Source organism: Actinoallomurus sp. CA-150999, assembly GCF_050942425.1.
Lineage (GTDB): Bacteria > Actinomycetota > Actinomycetes > Streptosporangiales > Streptosporangiaceae > Actinoallomurus.
In genome coordinates this window covers 6,618,861-6,636,001 of record NZ_CP192063.1, presented here as the reverse complement: position 1 = coordinate 6,636,001, position 17,141 = coordinate 6,618,861, and the positions used below count along the sequence as shown (strand labels likewise).

12 protein-coding genes are annotated in these 17,141 nt (G+C 71.8%); 6 read left to right on the top strand and 6 right to left on the bottom strand.

Features of this window, described 5'->3' with window-relative positions; genetic code table 11:
- Positions 1 to 2: 2 nt before the first annotated feature.
- The 4 genes from cydB (at position 3) to ACQP2O_RS30635 (ending at position 5,510) form a co-directional block, all read left to right on the top strand.
- Positions 3 to 1,025 carry a cytochrome d ubiquinol oxidase subunit II gene (gene cydB, locus ACQP2O_RS30650; RefSeq protein WP_433171079.1) on the top strand — a complete coding sequence of 341 codons (1,023 nt, stop codon included), beginning with the start codon at positions 3 to 5 and terminating at the stop codon, positions 1,023 to 1,025.
- Complete coding sequence (gene cydD, locus ACQP2O_RS30645; RefSeq protein ID WP_433171077.1) at positions 1,022 to 2,677, top strand: thiol reductant ABC exporter subunit CydD; 1,656 nt, start codon at positions 1,022 to 1,024, stop codon at positions 2,675 to 2,677. The genes cydB and cydD overlap by 4 nt, the downstream gene beginning before the upstream one ends.
- On the top strand, positions 2,674 to 4,548 hold the full coding sequence (cydC, locus tag ACQP2O_RS30640; RefSeq protein WP_433171075.1) for a thiol reductant ABC exporter subunit CydC: 1,875 nt from the start codon (positions 2,674 to 2,676) through the stop codon (positions 4,546 to 4,548). The genes cydD and cydC overlap by 4 nt, the downstream gene beginning before the upstream one ends.
- A 107-nt stretch (positions 4,549 to 4,655) precedes the next feature.
- Positions 4,656 to 5,510 carry a PaaX family transcriptional regulator gene (locus ACQP2O_RS30635; protein ID WP_433171073.1) on the top strand — a complete coding sequence of 285 codons (855 nt, stop codon included), beginning with the start codon at positions 4,656 to 4,658 and terminating at the stop codon, positions 5,508 to 5,510.
- A gap of 24 nt (positions 5,511 to 5,534) precedes the next feature.
- Here the strand turns inward: ACQP2O_RS30635 and ACQP2O_RS30630 are convergent, their stop codons facing one another.
- From ACQP2O_RS30630 to ACQP2O_RS30605, 6 genes are all read right to left on the bottom strand, one after another.
- Complete coding sequence (locus tag ACQP2O_RS30630; RefSeq protein ID WP_433171071.1) at positions 5,535 to 6,281, bottom strand: enoyl-CoA hydratase/isomerase family protein; 747 nt, start codon at positions 6,279 to 6,281, stop codon at positions 5,535 to 5,537.
- 32 nt (positions 6,282 to 6,313) lie between these two features.
- Positions 6,314 to 7,888, bottom strand: a complete 1,575-nt coding sequence (locus ACQP2O_RS30625; RefSeq protein ID WP_433171068.1) for a benzoate-CoA ligase family protein — start codon at positions 7,886 to 7,888, stop codon at positions 6,314 to 6,316.
- A gap of 16 nt (positions 7,889 to 7,904) precedes the next feature.
- A complete protein-coding gene (gene boxB, locus ACQP2O_RS30620) occupies positions 7,905 to 9,320 on the bottom strand; it encodes a benzoyl-CoA 2,3-epoxidase subunit BoxB (protein ID WP_433171066.1) in 1,416 nt (471 codons plus the stop codon).
- 2 nt (positions 9,321 to 9,322) lie between these two features.
- On the bottom strand, positions 9,323 to 11,050 hold the full coding sequence (gene boxC, locus ACQP2O_RS30615; protein WP_433171064.1) for a 2,3-epoxybenzoyl-CoA dihydrolase: 1,728 nt from the start codon (positions 11,048 to 11,050) through the stop codon (positions 9,323 to 9,325).
- Positions 11,051 to 11,134: 84 nt separating this feature from the next.
- Positions 11,135 to 12,022 (bottom strand): ABC transporter substrate-binding protein, encoded by an 888-nt coding sequence (locus tag ACQP2O_RS30610; RefSeq protein WP_433171062.1) that lies wholly within the window; start codon positions 12,020 to 12,022, stop codon positions 11,135 to 11,137.
- Between the two features lie 25 nt (positions 12,023 to 12,047).
- Positions 12,048 to 12,809 (bottom strand): SDR family NAD(P)-dependent oxidoreductase, encoded by a 762-nt coding sequence (locus tag ACQP2O_RS30605; protein ID WP_433171060.1) that lies wholly within the window; start codon positions 12,807 to 12,809, stop codon positions 12,048 to 12,050.
- 115 nt (positions 12,810 to 12,924) lie between these two features.
- Between ACQP2O_RS30605 and ACQP2O_RS30600 the strand changes: the two genes are divergently transcribed.
- On the top strand, positions 12,925 to 15,609 hold the full coding sequence (locus tag ACQP2O_RS30600; protein WP_433171058.1) for a hypothetical protein: 2,685 nt from the start codon (positions 12,925 to 12,927) through the stop codon (positions 15,607 to 15,609).
- A 6-nt stretch (positions 15,610 to 15,615) separates the two neighbouring features.
- Positions 15,616 to 17,118, top strand: a complete 1,503-nt coding sequence (locus ACQP2O_RS30595; RefSeq protein WP_433171056.1) for a hypothetical protein — start codon at positions 15,616 to 15,618, stop codon at positions 17,116 to 17,118.
- Positions 17,119 to 17,141: the final 23 nt, after the last annotated feature.

The window sequence follows — 17,141 nt, the reverse complement described above, 5'->3', positions numbered from 1 at the left end:
TCATGGATGGCACCACCGTCTGGTTCATCATCATCGCCTTCTTGTGGACCGGCTACTTCTTCCTGGAGGGCTTCGACTTCGGCGTCGGCGCTCTGCTGCCGGTGCTCGGCCGGGACGACACCGAGCGCCGTGTCCTGCTGAACGCCATCGGGCCGGTCTGGGACGGCAACGAGGTCTGGTTCATCGTCGCGGGCGCCGGGACGTTCGCCGCCTTCCCGGAGTGGTACGCCAGCCTGTTCAGTGGGTTCTACCTGCCCCTGCTAGCGGTGCTGCTCGCGCTGATCGTGCGCGGCGTGGCGTTCGAATATCGCGGCAAGCGCGAGGAGCCGCACTGGCGGCGCCGCTGGGATCGCGCGATCTTCTGGGGCAGCGTCGTCCCCGCGTTCATGTGGGGCGTGGTCTTCGCGAACCTCACCCGGGGCGTACGGCTGGACGCCCGGCACGAGTACGTCGGCACGCTGACCGACCTGCTGAACCCCTACGCCCTGCTCGGCGGGCTCACCACGCTCACGCTGTTCGTGCTGCACGGCGCGGTCTTCCTGTCGCTCAAGACGGCGGGGGACGTCCGTGCGCGGGCCGTCCGGGTCGCGAAGGTCGCCGTGGCGGCCGCGATCGTGGTGGGCGGGCTGTTCCTGGTGATCACGCAGCTTCAGCATGGCAAGCCGGTGACCTGGGTGACCGTGGCGGCGGCCGCCGCGGGGCTGGCCGGCGCGGCCGTCGCGATCGTCCGGGGCCGCGACGGCTGGGCGTTCGTCGGCACCGGCATGGCCATCGTGTGCGCGGTCGTGACGATGTTCACGGCGCTGTTCCCCGACGTCATGCCCTCGACGATCGCCGCCGCCAACAGCCTCACCACGACCAACGCCGCGTCTTCCCCGTACACGCTGAAGATCATGACGATCGCCGCGGTCGCGTTCACCCCGCTGGTGATGCTCTACCAGGGCTGGACGTACTGGGTGTTCCGCCGGCGCATCGACGCCGCGCACCTCCGCCAGGCGCGACGCGCCCCGGAGCCGGCGAAATGAGACCCTTCGACCCGCGGCTCCTGCGGTACGCCCGGACGACGCGGGCGTACCTCGCCGGGTCGGTGGTCCTCGGCACCGCCACGGCCGGGCTGGTCATCGCGCAGGCGACCCTGCTCGCGGCCCTGATCAGCGACGTCTTCCTCGGCGGCGCATCGCTCGCCGCGTCCCGCACGCCGTTGCTGCTCCTCCTGGCCGTCGTCGCGGGCCGGGCGCTGGTCGCCTGGCTGCAGGAGGTCGCCGCGCACCGCTCGTCCGCCGCGGTGAAGTCGCAGCTGCGCGGTCTCCTGCTCGAACGGGCGATGGCGCTCGGCCCGCGGTGGCTGTCCGGCGAGCGCAGTGGCGAGCTCGCCACCCTCGCCACGCGCGGAATCGACGCGCTGGACGGCTACTTCTCGCGGTACCTCCCGCAGCTCGTGCTGGCCGGGCTCGTGCCGGCGGCGGTCGGCGCGCGGATCCTGTTCGGCGACTGGTCGTCGGCGCTGATCATCGCGCTGACGCTGCCGCTGATCCCGGTCTTCGCGATCCTGGTCGGGCTGGCCGCCCAGAAGACGATGGACCGCCAGTGGCGCACCCTGTCCCTGCTGTCCGGGCACTTCCTCGACGCCGTCGAGGGCCTGCCGACGCTGAAGGTCTTCGGCCGGGCGAAGGCACAGGCGCGCGCCGTCCGCGAGGTCACCGAGCGGTACCGCGCCGAGACCATGGCCAGCCTGCGGGTGGCGTTCCTGTCCGCGCTGGCGCTGGAGTTGCTCTCGACGATCTCCGTGGCCCTCGTCGCCGTCTCGATCGGACTGCGGCTGGTCGATGGGGAGGTCGGCCTGCGGACGGCGCTGCTCGTCCTGATCCTCGCGCCGGAGGCGTACCTTCCGCTGCGCCAGGTCGGCGCGCAGTACCACGCGAGCGTCGAGGGGATCACCGCCGCCCAGCGGATCTTCGAGGTGATCGAGACGCCGCTCCCGCGTCACGGCGCGCGGACCGACGTGCCCGACCCGGCGCTCGCGACGATCCGGCTCGAGGACGTGACGGTGGCGTACGAGGGGCGGGAGGCCCCGGCCCTCGACGGCCTCTCGCTCGTCGTACGCCCGGGGGAGACCGTCGCTCTCACCGGGCCGAGCGGGTCCGGCAAGTCGACGCTGCTCGCCGTGCTCCTCGGTTTCGTCCGCCCTGACACGGGGCGTGTCCTCGTGGACGGGGCCGACCTCGGAGAGTTCGACCCGGACGCCTGGCGGGCGCGGGCCGCCTGGGTTCCCCAGCGGCCGTACCTGTTCGCCGGCACCGTCGCCGACAACATCCGCCTGGGCCACCCGGAGGCCTCCGACGAGGACGTACGGCGAGCCGCCCGCGACGCCTTCGCCGAGGAGTTCATCGACGCGCTGCCGCAGGGCTTCGCCACGCCGCTCGGCGAGCGCGGGACCGGCCTGTCCGCCGGGCAGCGCCGGCGGATCGCGCTCGCCCGCGCGTTCCTGCGTGACGCCCCGCTGCTGCTGCTCGACGAACCGACGGCCGGCCTCGATACCGAGAGCGAGGCCGCGGTGATCAAGGCCGTACGGCGCCTGGCGGCCGGGCGCACGGTCGTGCTCGTCGCGCACCGGCCGGCCCTGGCCGCGCTCGCCGACCGGGTCGTGCACGTCGGAGCGATGGAGGCCGTGGCATGAGACCGATACCGAGGAGCGGGCGGGCGCAGGGCAGCGTGCCGGTCCTCCGACTGCCTCGACGCGGCGGCGGAGGCGGTCGCGTCCCGGCAGGTGGCGGGCCGGTCCTCCGGCTGCTCGCGGCGGCCCGGCCGGCAGGTGGCCGGATGGCGCTCGCCGCGCTGTGCGGCACGCTGGCGCTGGGCAGCGGCGTCGGACTGATGGCGACGTCCGCCTGGCTCATCTCCCGGGCCGCGCAGCATCCGCCGGTGCTCGTGCTCATGGTCGCGATCGTGGCGGTGCGGGCGTTCGGGATCGGCCGGGGCGTGTTCCGCTACGCCGAACGGCTGATCGGCCATGACGCGACGTTCCGTGTCCTCGCCGACCTGCGGGCACGGGTGTACGAGCGGCTGGAACGGCTCGTCCCGGCCGGGCTTCCCCGAGCACGCGGCGGCGATCTGCTCGGTCGGCTCGTCTCCGACGTCGACGCCGTTCAGGACCTCTACCTTCGCGTGTTGCTGCCCTCCGCGGCAGCCGTCCTCGTCGGCGGGGCGTCGGTGGGCCTGGCGTGGGCCCTGCTGCCCTCGGCGGGCGCGCTCCTGCTGGCCGGCCTGCTGGTCGCGGGCGTCGGTGCCCCGTGGCTGTCGGCCACCGTGGCCCGGCGCGCGGAACACCGTACGGCCGATCTGCGCGGCGAGCTGACGGCGCAACTCGTCGACTCGCTGCGCGGGGCTCCCGAGCTGGTGGCCTACGGCGCCGCCGCCGACCGGCTCGCCACGGCCGCGCGCCTGGATCGCGAGCTGACTCGGGCGTCGGCCCGCTCGGCCGGGACCGCGGGGGCCGGTGCGGCCATCACGGCGCTGGCCGGCGGCCTCACGGTCTGGGCTGCCCTCGTGGTCGGCGTGCCCGCCGTGCGGTCCGGGCGGCTCGACGGCACGCTGCTCGCCGTGATCGCGCTGCTCCCGCTGGCGGCGTTCGAGGTCGTGGCCGGGCTTCCACTCGCCGCGCAGCACCTGCAGCGGGCCCGCCGCTCGGCCGCCCGCGTCTTCGCCGTGCTGGACCGGGACGAGCCGGTGCGCGACCCGGCGGAGCCGGCGGCGCTGCCATCGGCCCCGTACACCCTGCGGGTCGAGGACCTGCGGGCCCGGTGGACGCCCGACGGGCCGCACGTCCTCGACGGCGTCTCCCTCGACCTCGCGCCGGGCCGCAGGTGCGCCGTCGTCGGGTCGAGCGGGTCGGGCAAGACCACGCTGACCGCCGTCCTGCTGCGCTTCCTCCCGTCCGCGTCGGGACTCGTGTCGCTGAACGGGGTCGAGCTGCGGGAACTCGCCGGTGACGACGTGCGCCGCGTGGTCGGGCTGTGCGCGCAGGACGCCCACCTGTTCGACACGACGATCGGGGAGAACATCCGGCTCGCGCGGCGGTCCGCCACCGAGGAGGAGATCCGCGACGCCCTGAGCCGGGCCCGGCTGCTGGACTGGGTCGACGGGCTCCCGCGGGGCCTGGACACCCGTGTCGGCGAAGAGGGCGCCCAGGTCTCCGGCGGCCAGCGCCAGCGCATCGCGCTGGCCCGTGCCCTGCTGGCCGACTTCCCGGTGCTGCTGCTCGACGAGCCCGCCGAACACCTCGACACCGCGACCGCCGACGAACTCACCGCCGACCTGCTCGCGGCCACCGAGGGCCGGACGACCCTGCTCGTCACCCACCGCCTGGCCGCGCTGGACGCCGTCGACGAGATCATCGTGCTCGACGCCGGCCGCGTGGTGCAGCGCGGCCGCCACGCGGACCTGCTGGCCCGGCCCGGCCCGTACCGGACGATGTGGCGACGCGAGCGCACGGGCGACCGGCCGCCGGCCAGGGTCGACGGACGATCGAGGGCGGCAGCGCCGGCGTAGCGGACCAGGCCGGTTCCGCTACGTGGAGGGGGTGACCCGTCAGGCTCTTGTAGAATTAAGGGTCCGGTTCTGAGGACGATGCCCAGTTGAGGAGTGTTCCGTCGGCCATGTCGCGTGACGAGAGCACGACCACGCCGTCCTATACCCGTCGCCGGCAGACCGGTTCGGGCAGCGCCCGGTCATTGCTGCTGACCGTGTTCGGCGAGTACGTGCTGCCGCAGGGCCGGCCGGTGTGGACCTCGACGCTGCTGCATGTGCTGGGCGGTCTGGAGATCGAGGAGAAGTCCGCCCGGCAGGCGCTGAACCGGATGGCGGCCGACGGCTGGATCGCGGCGGATCGGGCGGGGCGGCGAGTCCGCTGGGCGTTGACCGAGCACGGCCGCGCGCTGCTGAGCGAGGGCGCGGAGCGGATCTATTCGTTCGGTCGCGAGCGTGATTCATGGGACGGGCACTGGCTCGTGCTGCTGGTCAGCGTGCCGGAATCGAGGCGTGATCTGCGCCACCAGCTGCGTACGAGGCTGACGTGGGCGGGCCTGGGCAGTCCGATGCCGGGGGTGTGGATCAGCCCGCACGGCTCTCGGGAGGCCGAGGCCAAGCAGGTGGTGGACGGCCTCGGCCTGGACCTCACGGTCTTCTCCGTCTGCGGCCCGTTCTCGGGCATCGGCTCGGAGCGCACCATGGTGGAGCAGGCCTGGCATCTGGGTGACCTGGCCGCCGCGTACGAGGGTTTCGTCGGAGAGTTCGCCGGGCTGCGGCCCGCGCCCGACGATGAGGTGCTGCTCGCCCAGATCCGCCTGGTGGACGCGTGGCGGCGGTTTCCCGGGCTGGATCCGCAGTTGCCGCTGGAGCTGCTGCCGCCGCACTGGATCGGAGTGCGTGCCGCGAACATCTTCACGGACCTGCATCAGGCGTGGCACGAGGCCGCCCAGCGACGCTGGTCGGCGCTGTCCGCCGAGGACTGAATCAGCGCGATCCGGCTACCCGGGTCATCGTTTTCGCCGCTCCAGGAAGGCCGTCATCCGGGCGTGCTTGTCGTCGCCGTCGAACAGCAGGGCCTGGGCGGCCAGATCGAAGGCGGTGGTCGTGGGCTGCCTGCTGCGCAGGGCGAGTTTGGTCAGTTCCAGAGCGCGCCAGGACCGTTCGGCGATGGTGTTCGCCAGTACCCGGCCGCGTTCGGGCAGTTCGTCGCCGTTGTCGGTCACTTCGTCGACCAGGCCGGCGGTGAGGGCCTGGTGCGCGTCGAGGCGCGCTCCGGCGTACAGCATGCGGCGGGCGATGGGCAGGCCGACCAGTTGCGGCAGCCGCCAGTTCGCTCCGGCGCCCGCGATGATGCCCAGCGACAGTTCCGGCTGGGCGAACCGCGCGTTGCCCGAGGCGATCCGGAAGTCGCAGGCCAGCGCCAGCTCGCAGCCGCCGCCGAAGGCAGGGCCGTCGACGAGCGCGATGGTCGGCCAGCGGTGGGCCTCCAGCCGTTCGAACAGCCCGGCGTTGATGGCGAGCAGCGCCGCGTCGGCGTCGCGGTCGCGCAACTCGGCGATGTCGGCGCCGGCGGCGAACATGCCGGGAGTGGTGGAGTGCACGATCAGGATGGACGGGCTGCGGCGGGCCTCGTCCAGCACCGTCTCCAGCTCGGCCACCATCGCCTGGTCGAGCGCGTTGTGCTTGGCGGGCCGGTCGAGGCCGACCCACCACAGATGGTCCTCGCGGCGGACCTGGACCAGTGTGTCGTGCATGGTGTCCCTTTTTACATCAGGCGTCGGTTCGCCTAGGACGCGACGACCTCCTGCTGCGGACCGGACAGCACCCCGGCGGCGTGGGCGCGCAGCTCCACGCGCCGTACCTTGCCGGTGGGAGTGGTCGGCAGCGCCTCGACGAACACGACCCGGCGCGGGCGTTTGAACGAGGGCAGCCCGGCCCGGCAGAACTCGATGAGCTCCGCCTCGGCGACCTGGGCTCCGGCGTCGGTCACGACGTAGGCGACCGGCTTCTCCAGGCCCTCGGCGTCGGTGGCGGACACCACCACGGCCTGGACGACCGCCGGGTGCGCCAGCAGCCGGGTCTCCACCTCGGCCGGCGACACCCAGATGCCGCCGGCCTTCAGCATGTCGCCGGTACGGCCCTGGCAGATGTAGTAGCCGTCGTCGTCCCGCACGTAGGTGTCGCCGGTGCACAGCCACTCGCCCTGGAACACCCGGCGGGACGCCGCATAGCGGGACCAGTACCCGAGCGCGGTGGACTCGCCCCGCACGTACAGGGTTCCGGGCGTCCCGGGGGAGACCTCGCGGCCCTCCCCATCCAGGATGCGCAGCTCGTAGCCGGGCACCGGGAATCCGGTCGTGCCGGGCCGTACGGCGCCCTCCTTGTTGGACAGGAAGATGTGCAGCATCTCGGTCATGCCGATGCCGTCAAGGATCTCGATCCCGAAGTGGCCGGTCCACCGGTGATAGAGGGCGGCGGGCAGCGGTTCGCCGGCCGATGCCGTCAGCCGTACCCCTTCGAGGGCTCGGCGGGGCAGATCGGCGCGGAGCATGTTGGCGAAGAACGTCGGCCCGGCGAAGAACAGCGTCGCGCCGAACGTCCGGGCGCGTTCGGCCAGCGGTTCCGGCCGGGACGGTGCGGGTTCCAGGATCGTCGCCGCACCGGCCCACAACGGGAACAGCACCGAGTTGCCCAGGCCGTAGGCGAAGAACGCCTTGGACGCCGACAGGCACCGGTCGCCGGGCCGGATGCCCAGAACCCGGTCGCCGTAGGTCTCGCACACCACGCGGACCGCGCCGTGGCGGTGCATCGCGGCCTTGGGCGTTCCGGTGGTGCCCGAGGTGTAGAGCCAGAAGGCCGGGGAGTCGGCGGTGGTGGCGTACGGCTCGCCGTCCGGTCCCGCCGCGGCCAGGTCGGCCAGCGCGTGCACCGGCACGGGAGCCGTGATCGTGGCGCCCTCGCCGACCAGGACGCCGGCCAGCTCGGGCGCCGTGGCGGCGGCCTCGGCCGCGGTCGCGGCGAAGTTCGGGGTCACCGCCAGCAGCCTCGCCCGTGAGTCGCGCAGCAGCTCGGCCAGGCCGTCCGCCTGCAGCATCGTGGACACCGGGAGCGGGATGGCGCCGATCCGCAGCGCGGCGAGGAACACCGTGACGAAGTCCGGTGAGTCGGCCATGAACATCATCAGCCGCTGCTCGGGCAGTAGGCCGATCGCGCGCAGTCCGGCGGCGGTGCGCCGGACGCGCTCGTGCAACTCCGTGTAGGTGACGTCCTCGTCCGCGCCGGTCAGTGCCAGGCGGTCGCCGCCGCCCCGCTCGAGGTGGCGGTCGAGCAGGTAGAGGCAGGCGTTGAAGGGTTCGCTCATGTGCTGCCGTCCGATGTCAGGCGAGGTGGACGTAGTCATAATCGACGGGTTTGCCGTTGATGCCCTGACGGGGCGGGGCGATCCAGGCCGCGATCTTGCCGCGCTCGTACACCGGTCGCATGAGCGACCGGACGTAGGTCTTGTCCACCTCGGTGGGCAGCCACTCGCCCTCGCGTCGCCGCCACTCGTCCTGCGAGATGACCTCGCCGTCCGGGGTGGCCTGGATGCCGGCGAACGCGCCGACCTGCCGATTGAAGGCGACGCTCGGCAGGCGCAGCCGCTGAGGCAGTCCGGCCTCCTCCAGGATGCGGTTCCACCGGTTCACGCCGTTCTGGCAGTCACCGATGTACTCGCGGCGCAGGTCCGTGTTGAGGCCCACCAGCGCGGCGGCCTCGGTCTGCCCGATCCGGCCGTCGACGATCGCGTCGACCATGATCGAGTCATCGGTGAGGCGGTGGTCGTCCTTGCGGCGCTCCTCCGACCAACGGCCCTTGATCCCGGCGGTGAAGTAGTTGGCGACGTTGGTGGAGGTCTCCGAGCCGAACAGGTCCAGCGACACCGAGTAGTGGAAGTTGAGGTACTTCTGGATGACCGTCAGCGGGATGCCGCCGTGGCCCACGACCTCGTCGGTGTCGTGCTCCCGCATCAGCTCCACGGTCCGCTGCACCACCCGGTCGATGCCGGTGGTGCCCACGAACATGTGGTGGGCCTCTTCCTTCAGCATGAACTCACACGTGCGCGACAGCGGGTCGAAGCCGCTCTCCTTCAACGTGCCGAGCTGGTACTTGCCGTCCCGGTCGGTGAAGTAGGTGAACATGAAGAACGACAGCCAGTCGGGGGTCTCCTCGTTGAAGGCGCCCAGGATCCGTGGGGAGTCCTCGCTGCCGGAGTTGCGATGCAGCAGTTCCTCGGCCTCGGCGCGGCCTTCGCGGCCGAAGTGGGCGTGCAGGAGGTAGACCATGGCCCACAGGTGGCGGCCTTCCTCGACGTTCACCTGGAAGAGGTTGCGCAGGTCGTACAGGCTGGGGGCGGTCGCACCGAGATTGCGCTGCTGCTCGACGGACGCCGGTTCGGTGTCGCCCTGGATGACGATGAGCCGCTGCAGCTCGGCGCGGTACTCCCCGGGGACCTTCTGCCAGGCCGGATCGTCCTTGTGCTCGCCGAACGCGATGCGCCGGTCCGCCCGCGGCTCGGCCAGGAAGATGCCCCACCGGTAGTCGCGCATCGCGACGTGCCCGAAATGGGCCCAGCCCTCCCGGCCGACGTTGATCGCCGTGCGCAGGTAGACGTCCTCGGTGGGCAGTGTCGGCCCCATCGACTCCCACCAGGTGAGGAAGTTCGGCTGCCAGGACTCCAGGGCCCGCTGCAGGCGGCGGTCGTCGCGCAGATCGACGTTGTTGGGAATCTTCTCGCCGTAGTCGGCGATCGTCATGGTCAGACTCGCTTCCGGTCGAAGTCGGCGCGCTGTCCGGTGCCGAACTTGCGCAGCGCGCCGTCGGGGCCGGAGGCGTTGGGGCGGTAGAAGATCCAGTTCTGCCAGGCGGACAGTCGGCCGAAGATCTTGGTCTCGATCGTCTCGGGGCCCGCGAAGCGGTAGTTGGCCTCCAGGCCGGTCAGCGCGTCGGGGCTGAGCGACGCCCGCTCCTCGATGGCGATGCGCACCTCCTCCTCCCAGTCGATGTCGTCGGGGATGAAGGTGACCAGGCCGAGTCCCTCGGCGTCCTCGGCCCGCAGCGCGTCGCCCTCGGCCGCCTCGGCGGCGGCCAGCGCTTCGGGGTCGCCGTGGAACCGGGTGGCCAGGCGGGTCAGCCCGTTGCCCATCGGCAGCGGGCCCAGGTTCATCGGGCCGATCGTGATCGCGGCCGGCTCGGCGTCGGGGTCGACGTCCTCGAAGACGCCCACCAGCTGGAAGGACCGGTCGGCGGCCAGCGCGAGCTCCAGCAGCGAGCCGGCGAAGCAGCTGCCGGGCTCGATGAGGGCGATGAGGCTGCGGCTGGTGACGTCCAGGCGCTTGAGCGTGCGCTTGAGGTACAGGACGATCTCGCGGGCCGGCCAGTCGCCGGAGTGCTCCAGGAGCAGCGCGTCATGGGACAGCACCCGGGCCGCGTCGCCCTTCGTACGGAAGACCCAGGTGCCCAGCTCGGTCTCGTTGGTGCGCAGGTCCAGGATCAGGTCGTCCAGTTCGCGGGTGAGCGCCAGGGGCCAGAAGTCGACGCTTTGGTCGTGGATGCCGGCGACGTCGACCGGAGCGTCGGTCTCCGGACCGAGGACGGTGATCTCCACGACGCCGCGGTCGTGGTCCAGGGCCGCGCTGACGTACCGGTAGCCGATGTGATCGTCGGTACGCGTCTTGGCCAGCGGGGTCAGCTCGATCCCGCGGGCGCCGGCGGGCCGGTCCGAGCGCTCGGCGAAGGCGGCGGCGCGCTCGGCGACGGTCCGGTCCCAGGCGGTACGGGCCACGGCCTCATCGACCAGCCGCCACCGCACGGCCTTCTTCCCGCCCACGCCCTCGGACCTGGTGGAGAAGTAGTCCGCCAGATCGCGCCGCACGTGCCGTTTGTCGACCACACGGGTGAGCCCTCCGGTGCCGGGCAGCACGCCGAGCAGCGGCAGCTCGGGCAGCGACACCGCCGAGGAGCGGTCGTCGACCAGCATGATGTGCTCGCACGCCAGGGCCAGCTCGTAACCGCCGCCCGACGCCGTACCGTTCAGCGCGGCCAGGTACGTCTGGCCGGAGTGCGCACTGGCGTCCTCGATGCCGTTGCGGGTCTCGTTGGTGAACTTGCAGAAGTTCACCTTCCACGAGTGCGTGGAGGCCGCCAGCATCCGGATGTTCGCCCCCGCGCAGAAGACCTTCTCCTTGCCGCCCGTGATGACCACGGTGCGGACCTCGGGATGCTCGAACCGCAGCCGCTGCACCGCGTCGTACAGCTCGATGTCCACGCCCAGGTCGTAGGAGTTCAGCTTCAGCTCGTACCCCGGAACGAGACCGCCCTGTTCGTCTACATCCATCGTCAGAGTCGCGATGGAGCCGTCGAGTGTCAGGCGCCAATGGCGGTACCGCGACGGGGTGGTCCGGAACTCGACCCGCTCGCGCCGAGCAGGCAGGCCATCGCCCTGGCTGCTCGGGCGGACGGCGGGTTCGCTCGCCACGCTGGTCATCGGCCATCCTCCTGTCGTTCGAGGTAAGGCCGATACTCTACAAATGCCCGACGCTACGTCAAGGCCATGTAGTATTTTTTGTGGCTACTCCGCAGATCCTTCGGCTGGCTCGGTGCGGTAGATGTCGGCCGCGTCGGGCACCGTGGACACGCCCAGTTCCTCCGCCACGCTCGACACCGCCCGGGCCGCGACGGACGGATCGTGGCGGCCGTCGGCGGTGAAGTACGGCGCGACGTAGCGTTCGTAGTGCCGACGGGCCTCCGCCTCGCTGAGGCTCGGGATGAGGGCGTTGACATACCGTACGGCGAGATCCGGCTCGTCGCGGATCGTGCGCAGGGCTCGGCGGTCGGCTCGTACGAGGGCCAGTACCGCCGGATCGTCCGGCGCGATGTGGGCGGGGTCCACGGCGACGCCCACCGTGGGGATCCTGAAGTGGTCCCCGACGAAGGCCAGCAGCCGCAGGCCGTGCTCCTCGGCCGTGACCTCGGGTGCCAGGGTGCTGCCGACGAACGCCGCGTCCAGGGAGCCCTCGGCGAGCCGGCGAAGGTGGCGGCCGTAGTCGCCCGGCGTCATGACGACCGACCGGACGTCATGGTCCGGATCGAGCCCGTGCCTCCTGAGCACGATGCGGGAGAAGCACCCGGGCGCGGTCCTGGGCGCGTGGATGCCGATCCTGCGGCCCCTCAGCTCCTCGACCGAGGCGTACGCGTCGCGGGCGAGCAGCCAGAACAGCGGCCGATCGGTGTTGACGCACAGAGCCGTCCACGGAACGCCGTCGGTCACGCGCGACAGCACCGCCCGGCCGAGCCCGATCGTGGCGGTCCGCCGGACCCGTTCGCCGTCCCAGACGCATCCGTCGCGCAGCGCGACGTGGACGCCCTCCTGTTCGTAGTAGTCCTGCTGGTCGGCGACGTAGGCGACGAGTTCCTCGTGGATTCCGCGCCCGACGTAGGTCAGGTCGATGGTGTGCACTGCGAGGACTCCCTTCCGGGACGCGTCAGTCCATGGCCAGTCCGCCGTCGACGGGCGCGGTGGCGCCGGTGATGAATCCGCTGTCGTCACCCGCGTAGAAGGCGACGGCCCGGGCCACGTCGTCGGGGGAGGCCAGCCGGCCCAGCGCCGCCTGGGCCGCCTGGTGCTGCTTCTGCTCCTGATCGAGGACACCGGAGATGACGGTCTCGGCCACCGGACCCGGGGCCACCACGTTGACGGTGATCCCGCGAGGCCCCAGCTCCTGCGCGACGAAGCGGGCGAACTGGCTCAGGGCCGCCTTCGAGGTGCCGAGCGCGATCATGCCCTCACGCGGCCGCCGGCTCAGCACGGTGCCGAGGTAGACGATCCGTCCGTAGCCGCGCGTGGTCATGCCGGGGACGACGGCCTTCGTCAGCAGGAAGGCCGCTCGCATCTCCTGTTCGAGTTTGCCGCCCAGTTCGTCCCACGAGATCTCGTCGAACGACTTGATGGCGTACGGGATAAGGGCGTTGTGGACCAGGACCTCCACCTCGCCCATGGCGGCCCGGACCTGCTCGACCATGCCGAGCACGGCGGACGCGTCGCGTACGTCGGCCCGCACGGCCATCGCCCGGCCGCCGGCGGACTCGATCGACGCGACCACGTCGTCCGCCTCGCCGCGGCTGCTGCGGTAGTTGACGACGACCCGCATGCCCCGGGATGCCAGCAAGCGGGCCACGGCCGCGCCGATCCCCCTGGTCGCGCCCGTGATGAGGGCGACTCTGCCACCCTGTTGAACGTTCGTCATGTCGGCCTCCAGGACGTGCCCGGCGCAACTGACCGTGTGATGACGCTGCTATCGACCTTACGCGCCCGGATGCGGCTCTCGGTGGATCGCTCTACAGTCGCGTAGCGAAGCGGGCATGAGTGAAGGGTGGGACATGGGGGGACTGCAGTCCGGCGGTGGAACGAGCGCCGTCGTCGCGTCGGCGCACGCGGGATGCCAGCGGTTCCGGATGACCGATCCGTTCATCACCCGCAGAACGCGCAGGTCGCTGGCGGCGCGCATCGGGAACCCCGATGCCGGCGCCGGGATCCCCGAGGCTCGGTGGACGCGGGCGATGACCTTCGAGAGCCTCGTGCACTCCGAAGACTTCGTCTCCGAACTGCTCACCAAGACGGTCGGACAACTCGGCCTCGCCCGCCCGAAGGCCATCCGCCGCCGCGACTGCCACGGCATCGTCGCCGACACCGTCACCGAACTCTCCCTGGCCCACCTCGACGCGGAGTCCTCCGGTGAGGCGACCATGGTGACCGCGCTCGCCGTTCCGTACCTGAACCTCGAGAACGTCCCCGACACGACGCCCGTCCAGCCCGACTTCGCGATCGTCTGTCCCCGGGAGGAAGACGGCCGGACCGTCGGCTCCTGGCTGATCATGGGCGACGCCAAGGACTACGAACGGGTCCGCTCGCGCATCGACGACGGCCGGATGCTCAAGGGCTTCCTGCAGGTCGCGCTCGGTGCGGAGTCCGCCGCCGCCTGGAGCAGACTGCCGGCCGGCATGCGCGTGCATCGCCATGGAGCGCTGGCCGTACCACGCAACGCGTTCCTGCAGCCCGAGGCCGTCGTGGAGTTGCTGGACGACCACCGGATCGAAGTCCGTACGAGGGCCGATGAACGCTTGACGGCCAAGGCCGAACTCGCCGACGGTTTCCCGGCGGACGAGGAACTCCTCCCGTACGTCGCCCATCTGACCGCGAACTTCGACCCGCGCAGCTGCGTGACCTGCAACCTCTTCTCGTACTGCCGGGCGGAGCTGCGGGACCGCGACGACCCGCTCGCCATCCTCACCGAGATCGGGATCGACCGTCTCCGGCGTCCTGCCGTGGCGCGGCTCGCGTCCGGTGAGAGCACCGACGGGCCCGCGCCGCGAAGCATCGTGAACCAGGTGCGCGCCACCATCACCGGCCTCCCTTCCTGGACCGGGCGTCTGCGCACCGACCCGTGCGGGTCGCCGGGCACCGTCGATCTCGTTCTCGTGAAGTCGGACGCGTCGGCGCTCGGAATGCACGGCGTGGCCGTGCGGAAGGTGGGGGCGGACGCGCGGACCACCTGGGTTCGGCGGGTGTTCGCCGATCCGCAGTCCCCGCTCACCCGCCGCGCGGTGATGCGGATCCTCGGCGCGGCCATCCGCGAGATCCGGGAGGCGGGCCTCGGACCCGTTCACCTGGTCGTTCCGGACCGGCCGACCGCCGACCTGCTGGCCACCGCCGCGGACTCCCTGGCCGGGGTCGAACTCAGCCGGCTGCGCTGGCAGCACGACCTGGACAGCGGCCGCCCGGCCCTGACCTTCGACGGGGAGCCGGCCACGCTGCCGGAGCCGCTGCACGACGACGAGCGGCTCGCGGTCAGCTTCCTCCTGGAGGAGGACAGGGCCCGGGCCATGAGCCTGCGCACGCCCATCGTCGACGTACGAGCCGTGCTCGCCACCCATGTGACGCCCGGTGGCCCGGCCGTCGACGCCGGCCGCCTGGACTACCTCCTCACCTGGGCCGAGGCCACCGATCCGCTGGACCATCGCAAGGTCTCCGACGCCATCGCGCAGCAACCGGAGACCCCTGGTGCCCGGCTGTCCAACGTCGTCTCCGACGCGATCGACGGGGCGCGCCGCGAGGACGACAAGGCCGCGTACCGGGCGCTCGTCAACGCGGCCCTGGACTACCGCGTCGAGGTGCTCGAGAGGGCGCAGCGCGTCCTCGACGGGCTGGGGCTCTCCCGGCTCCGTGACGTCCACCGCGTGCTGGAAGCCGACGCGCAGGAGATCTGGGGCCGCCGTGTCGCGCTGCAGGCCTCCGACCTCGTCCGCTTCTCCCGGATGCACTCGCACTGGCGCAACGCCCACGTCGACCTGCTGGACGCCGATCGCAAGTGCTTCGACCAGCTCACCTGTCTGGCGGACACCTCGATCGCACGAGACAAGGCGACCGACGCCGGGACCCGCGAGCTGGCCCTCGCGACCGTGATCGGCCTCGACCCCGTCCGGCTCGACGTGAAGTCACGGCGTCTGGGCGACGCGTCGGAGGTCGTCGCGCTGCACGTGGGCGACCGCGCCCTCGTCGAGCACCCGAACACCGCCTTCAAGATCCAGAGAGGCTCCTTCAAACTCGGGCAGCTGCCGATCGGGACGCTCAGGCGTCAGGACGGCGTCGAGGGACTCCTCTGGGACCCTCTGGTCGTCCCCGAGCTGGCGGTCGGCGACACGCTGATCCTCGCCGACGCCACCTGGTTCACGCGGTTCAAGTCGGGCCATGAGATCGCGGTGAAGCGACCGTCCCTGGACGACCGGTCCGCCCCGAGGGCCACCTGCACCGCGGACGCCTACTCCGAGGACCCGGAAGAGCACCAATGGTGCTGCCGGCCGCACACGGTCACCGAGGCCGAGTGGGCCGACACGCTCGCGGAGCGCCGGTCCCGCGGTGAGCTCAACCCGGAGATCTGGCCGCCGCTGGTCGACGAAGAGCGGTTCGACATCAGAACGCATGAGGTGGAAACGCTGCTCGAGCCCACGCCCACGCCCGACGGCCTGACCATCGACGACCTGGACTGAACGGCAATGACGATCACCTTCTCGGCCTCTGCCGCGCCGCCTGAGGACGCACTCCACCACGAGTCCGCGGCCGAGGGGAACATCGAGGCCGCGCAGCGAGCCATCTCCGCGCTCCTGTCGGCCCTCGAGGGCGCCGCCGACTACGACCGGATCCTGCTGCGCGCCGCCGCCGGCGCCGGAAAGTCCTACGCGCTCGTGCGCATGGTCAAAGAAGCCCTGGGCCATGAGAACTGCGCCCGGGTGGGCGTCACCGCCTTCGCGAACAAGCAGGTGTTCCCGCTCGCCGGCGATTTGGGGAGAGAGCTGGGCGCCTCCCAGGTCTGCCTGTTCGTGGCCAAGGACCGGATGCCGGACGTGCCGCAGGACGTGCTCGACAACGTCACCGTCGCGACCTCCTCCGGCGCGATCCCCGAGACGTGCGCCGTGATCCTCGGGACCTCGCACAAGATGGGCGCGTGGGGGGAGCCACAGCGGTTGCTCGACCGCCTCGGTCCCGCCGTCAACGCCACGCTGCCGTTCGACGTCCTGTTCGTCGACGAGGCGTGGCAGCTCCCCCTTCACCGCTATGCCACGGTCGAGGGGCTGGCTCCGCTGTCCGTCGGCGTCGGCGACGTCGGCCAGCTGCCGCCGATCGACCCCGGCCAGAACCCCTGGCGCGGCGACCCCGGCTACAACCCCTACCGTGCCTGGCCGACCGCCTACGAGGACGACGAGAAGACCTTCGCCGTCGACCTCCCCGCGGTATGGCGCCCGACGGCCGCGCAGCTTCCCCTCTGGCGGGCCTTCTACGGTGACTGGGACCGGCTGGACTGCGTGGCGGCCGCAGGCGACCGGGCGATCGAGCTCCCGGCCATGAGCGGGTCCGTCGCCGAGGTCTGGGCGTCCGTCGCCACCGGCGCTCCCACCCTGCTCGAGGTCGACGGCCTCCCCGAGCCTGAGGCGCCGGACATCGACCCGGACCTGCTCGGCGTGGTCGAGGACCTGCTCATGCCCCTCCTCGAGAGCGGGTTCGCGATCACCCGACGACGGTACGACGGCGCCGGCAGGCCGCTGAACGAAGAACGGATCACCTCCGACGCGCCCTTCGGGGACCCTCTGATCGTCGTCCTCGCCACGCGCAATCAGGCCGTGGACGACGCGACCGCGATGGTCGACCGCCTCACGGACAAGTACGACCTGCCGGCGGGCGTGCTCCTCGCGTCGACCGTCGACTCCTGGCAGGGCCAGACCAACGCCATCACCGTCGCCGTCCACCCGCTCTCCGGAGCCGACCAGCTCGACGAGTTCAACTCGGCCTTCGGCCGGCTCGCCGTGACCTGCACTCGGGCCACGCACGGACTGCTGATGGTGGCCCGCGCCGGCCTCGACGACCTGCTGGGCGAAGCACCGGCACGACCCGGAACGCCGCTCGGCGAGCCCGGAAGCCGATCCCTTCCCCGCCAGACCCACCAGCGGATTCTCACGACGTTCAGCCGCGCGACATTGCGGCTCGGCTCCGCGTCACGATGAATCGGCGTTCCGGACGGCGAGCC

Excerpts from the sequence above, each read along its gene's own strand:
- cydB (WP_433171079.1), top strand. The coding sequence starts at position 3 with ATGGATGGCACCACCGTCTGGTTCATCATCATCGCCTTCTTGTGGACC.
- cydD (WP_433171077.1), top strand. The coding sequence starts at position 1,022 with ATGAGACCCTTCGACCCGCGGCTCCTGCGGTACGCCCGGACGACGCGG.
- cydC (WP_433171075.1), top strand. The coding sequence starts at position 2,674 with ATGAGACCGATACCGAGGAGCGGGCGGGCGCAGGGCAGCGTGCCGGTC.
- ACQP2O_RS30635 (WP_433171073.1), top strand. The coding sequence starts at position 4,656 with ATGTCGCGTGACGAGAGCACGACCACGCCGTCCTATACCCGTCGCCGG.
- ACQP2O_RS30630 (WP_433171071.1), bottom strand. The coding sequence starts at position 6,281 with ATGCACGACACACTGGTCCAGGTCCGCCGCGAGGACCATCTGTGGTGG.
- ACQP2O_RS30625 (WP_433171068.1), bottom strand. The coding sequence starts at position 7,888 with ATGAGCGAACCCTTCAACGCCTGCCTCTACCTGCTCGACCGCCACCTC.
- boxB (WP_433171066.1), bottom strand. The coding sequence starts at position 9,320 with ATGACGATCGCCGACTACGGCGAGAAGATTCCCAACAACGTCGATCTG.
- boxC (WP_433171064.1), bottom strand. The coding sequence starts at position 11,050 with ATGACCAGCGTGGCGAGCGAACCCGCCGTCCGCCCGAGCAGCCAGGGC.
- ACQP2O_RS30605 (WP_433171060.1), bottom strand. The coding sequence starts at position 12,809 with ATGACGAACGTTCAACAGGGTGGCAGAGTCGCCCTCATCACGGGCGCG.
- ACQP2O_RS30600 (WP_433171058.1), top strand. The coding sequence starts at position 12,925 with ATGAGTGAAGGGTGGGACATGGGGGGACTGCAGTCCGGCGGTGGAACG.
- ACQP2O_RS30595 (WP_433171056.1), top strand. The coding sequence starts at position 15,616 with ATGACGATCACCTTCTCGGCCTCTGCCGCGCCGCCTGAGGACGCACTC.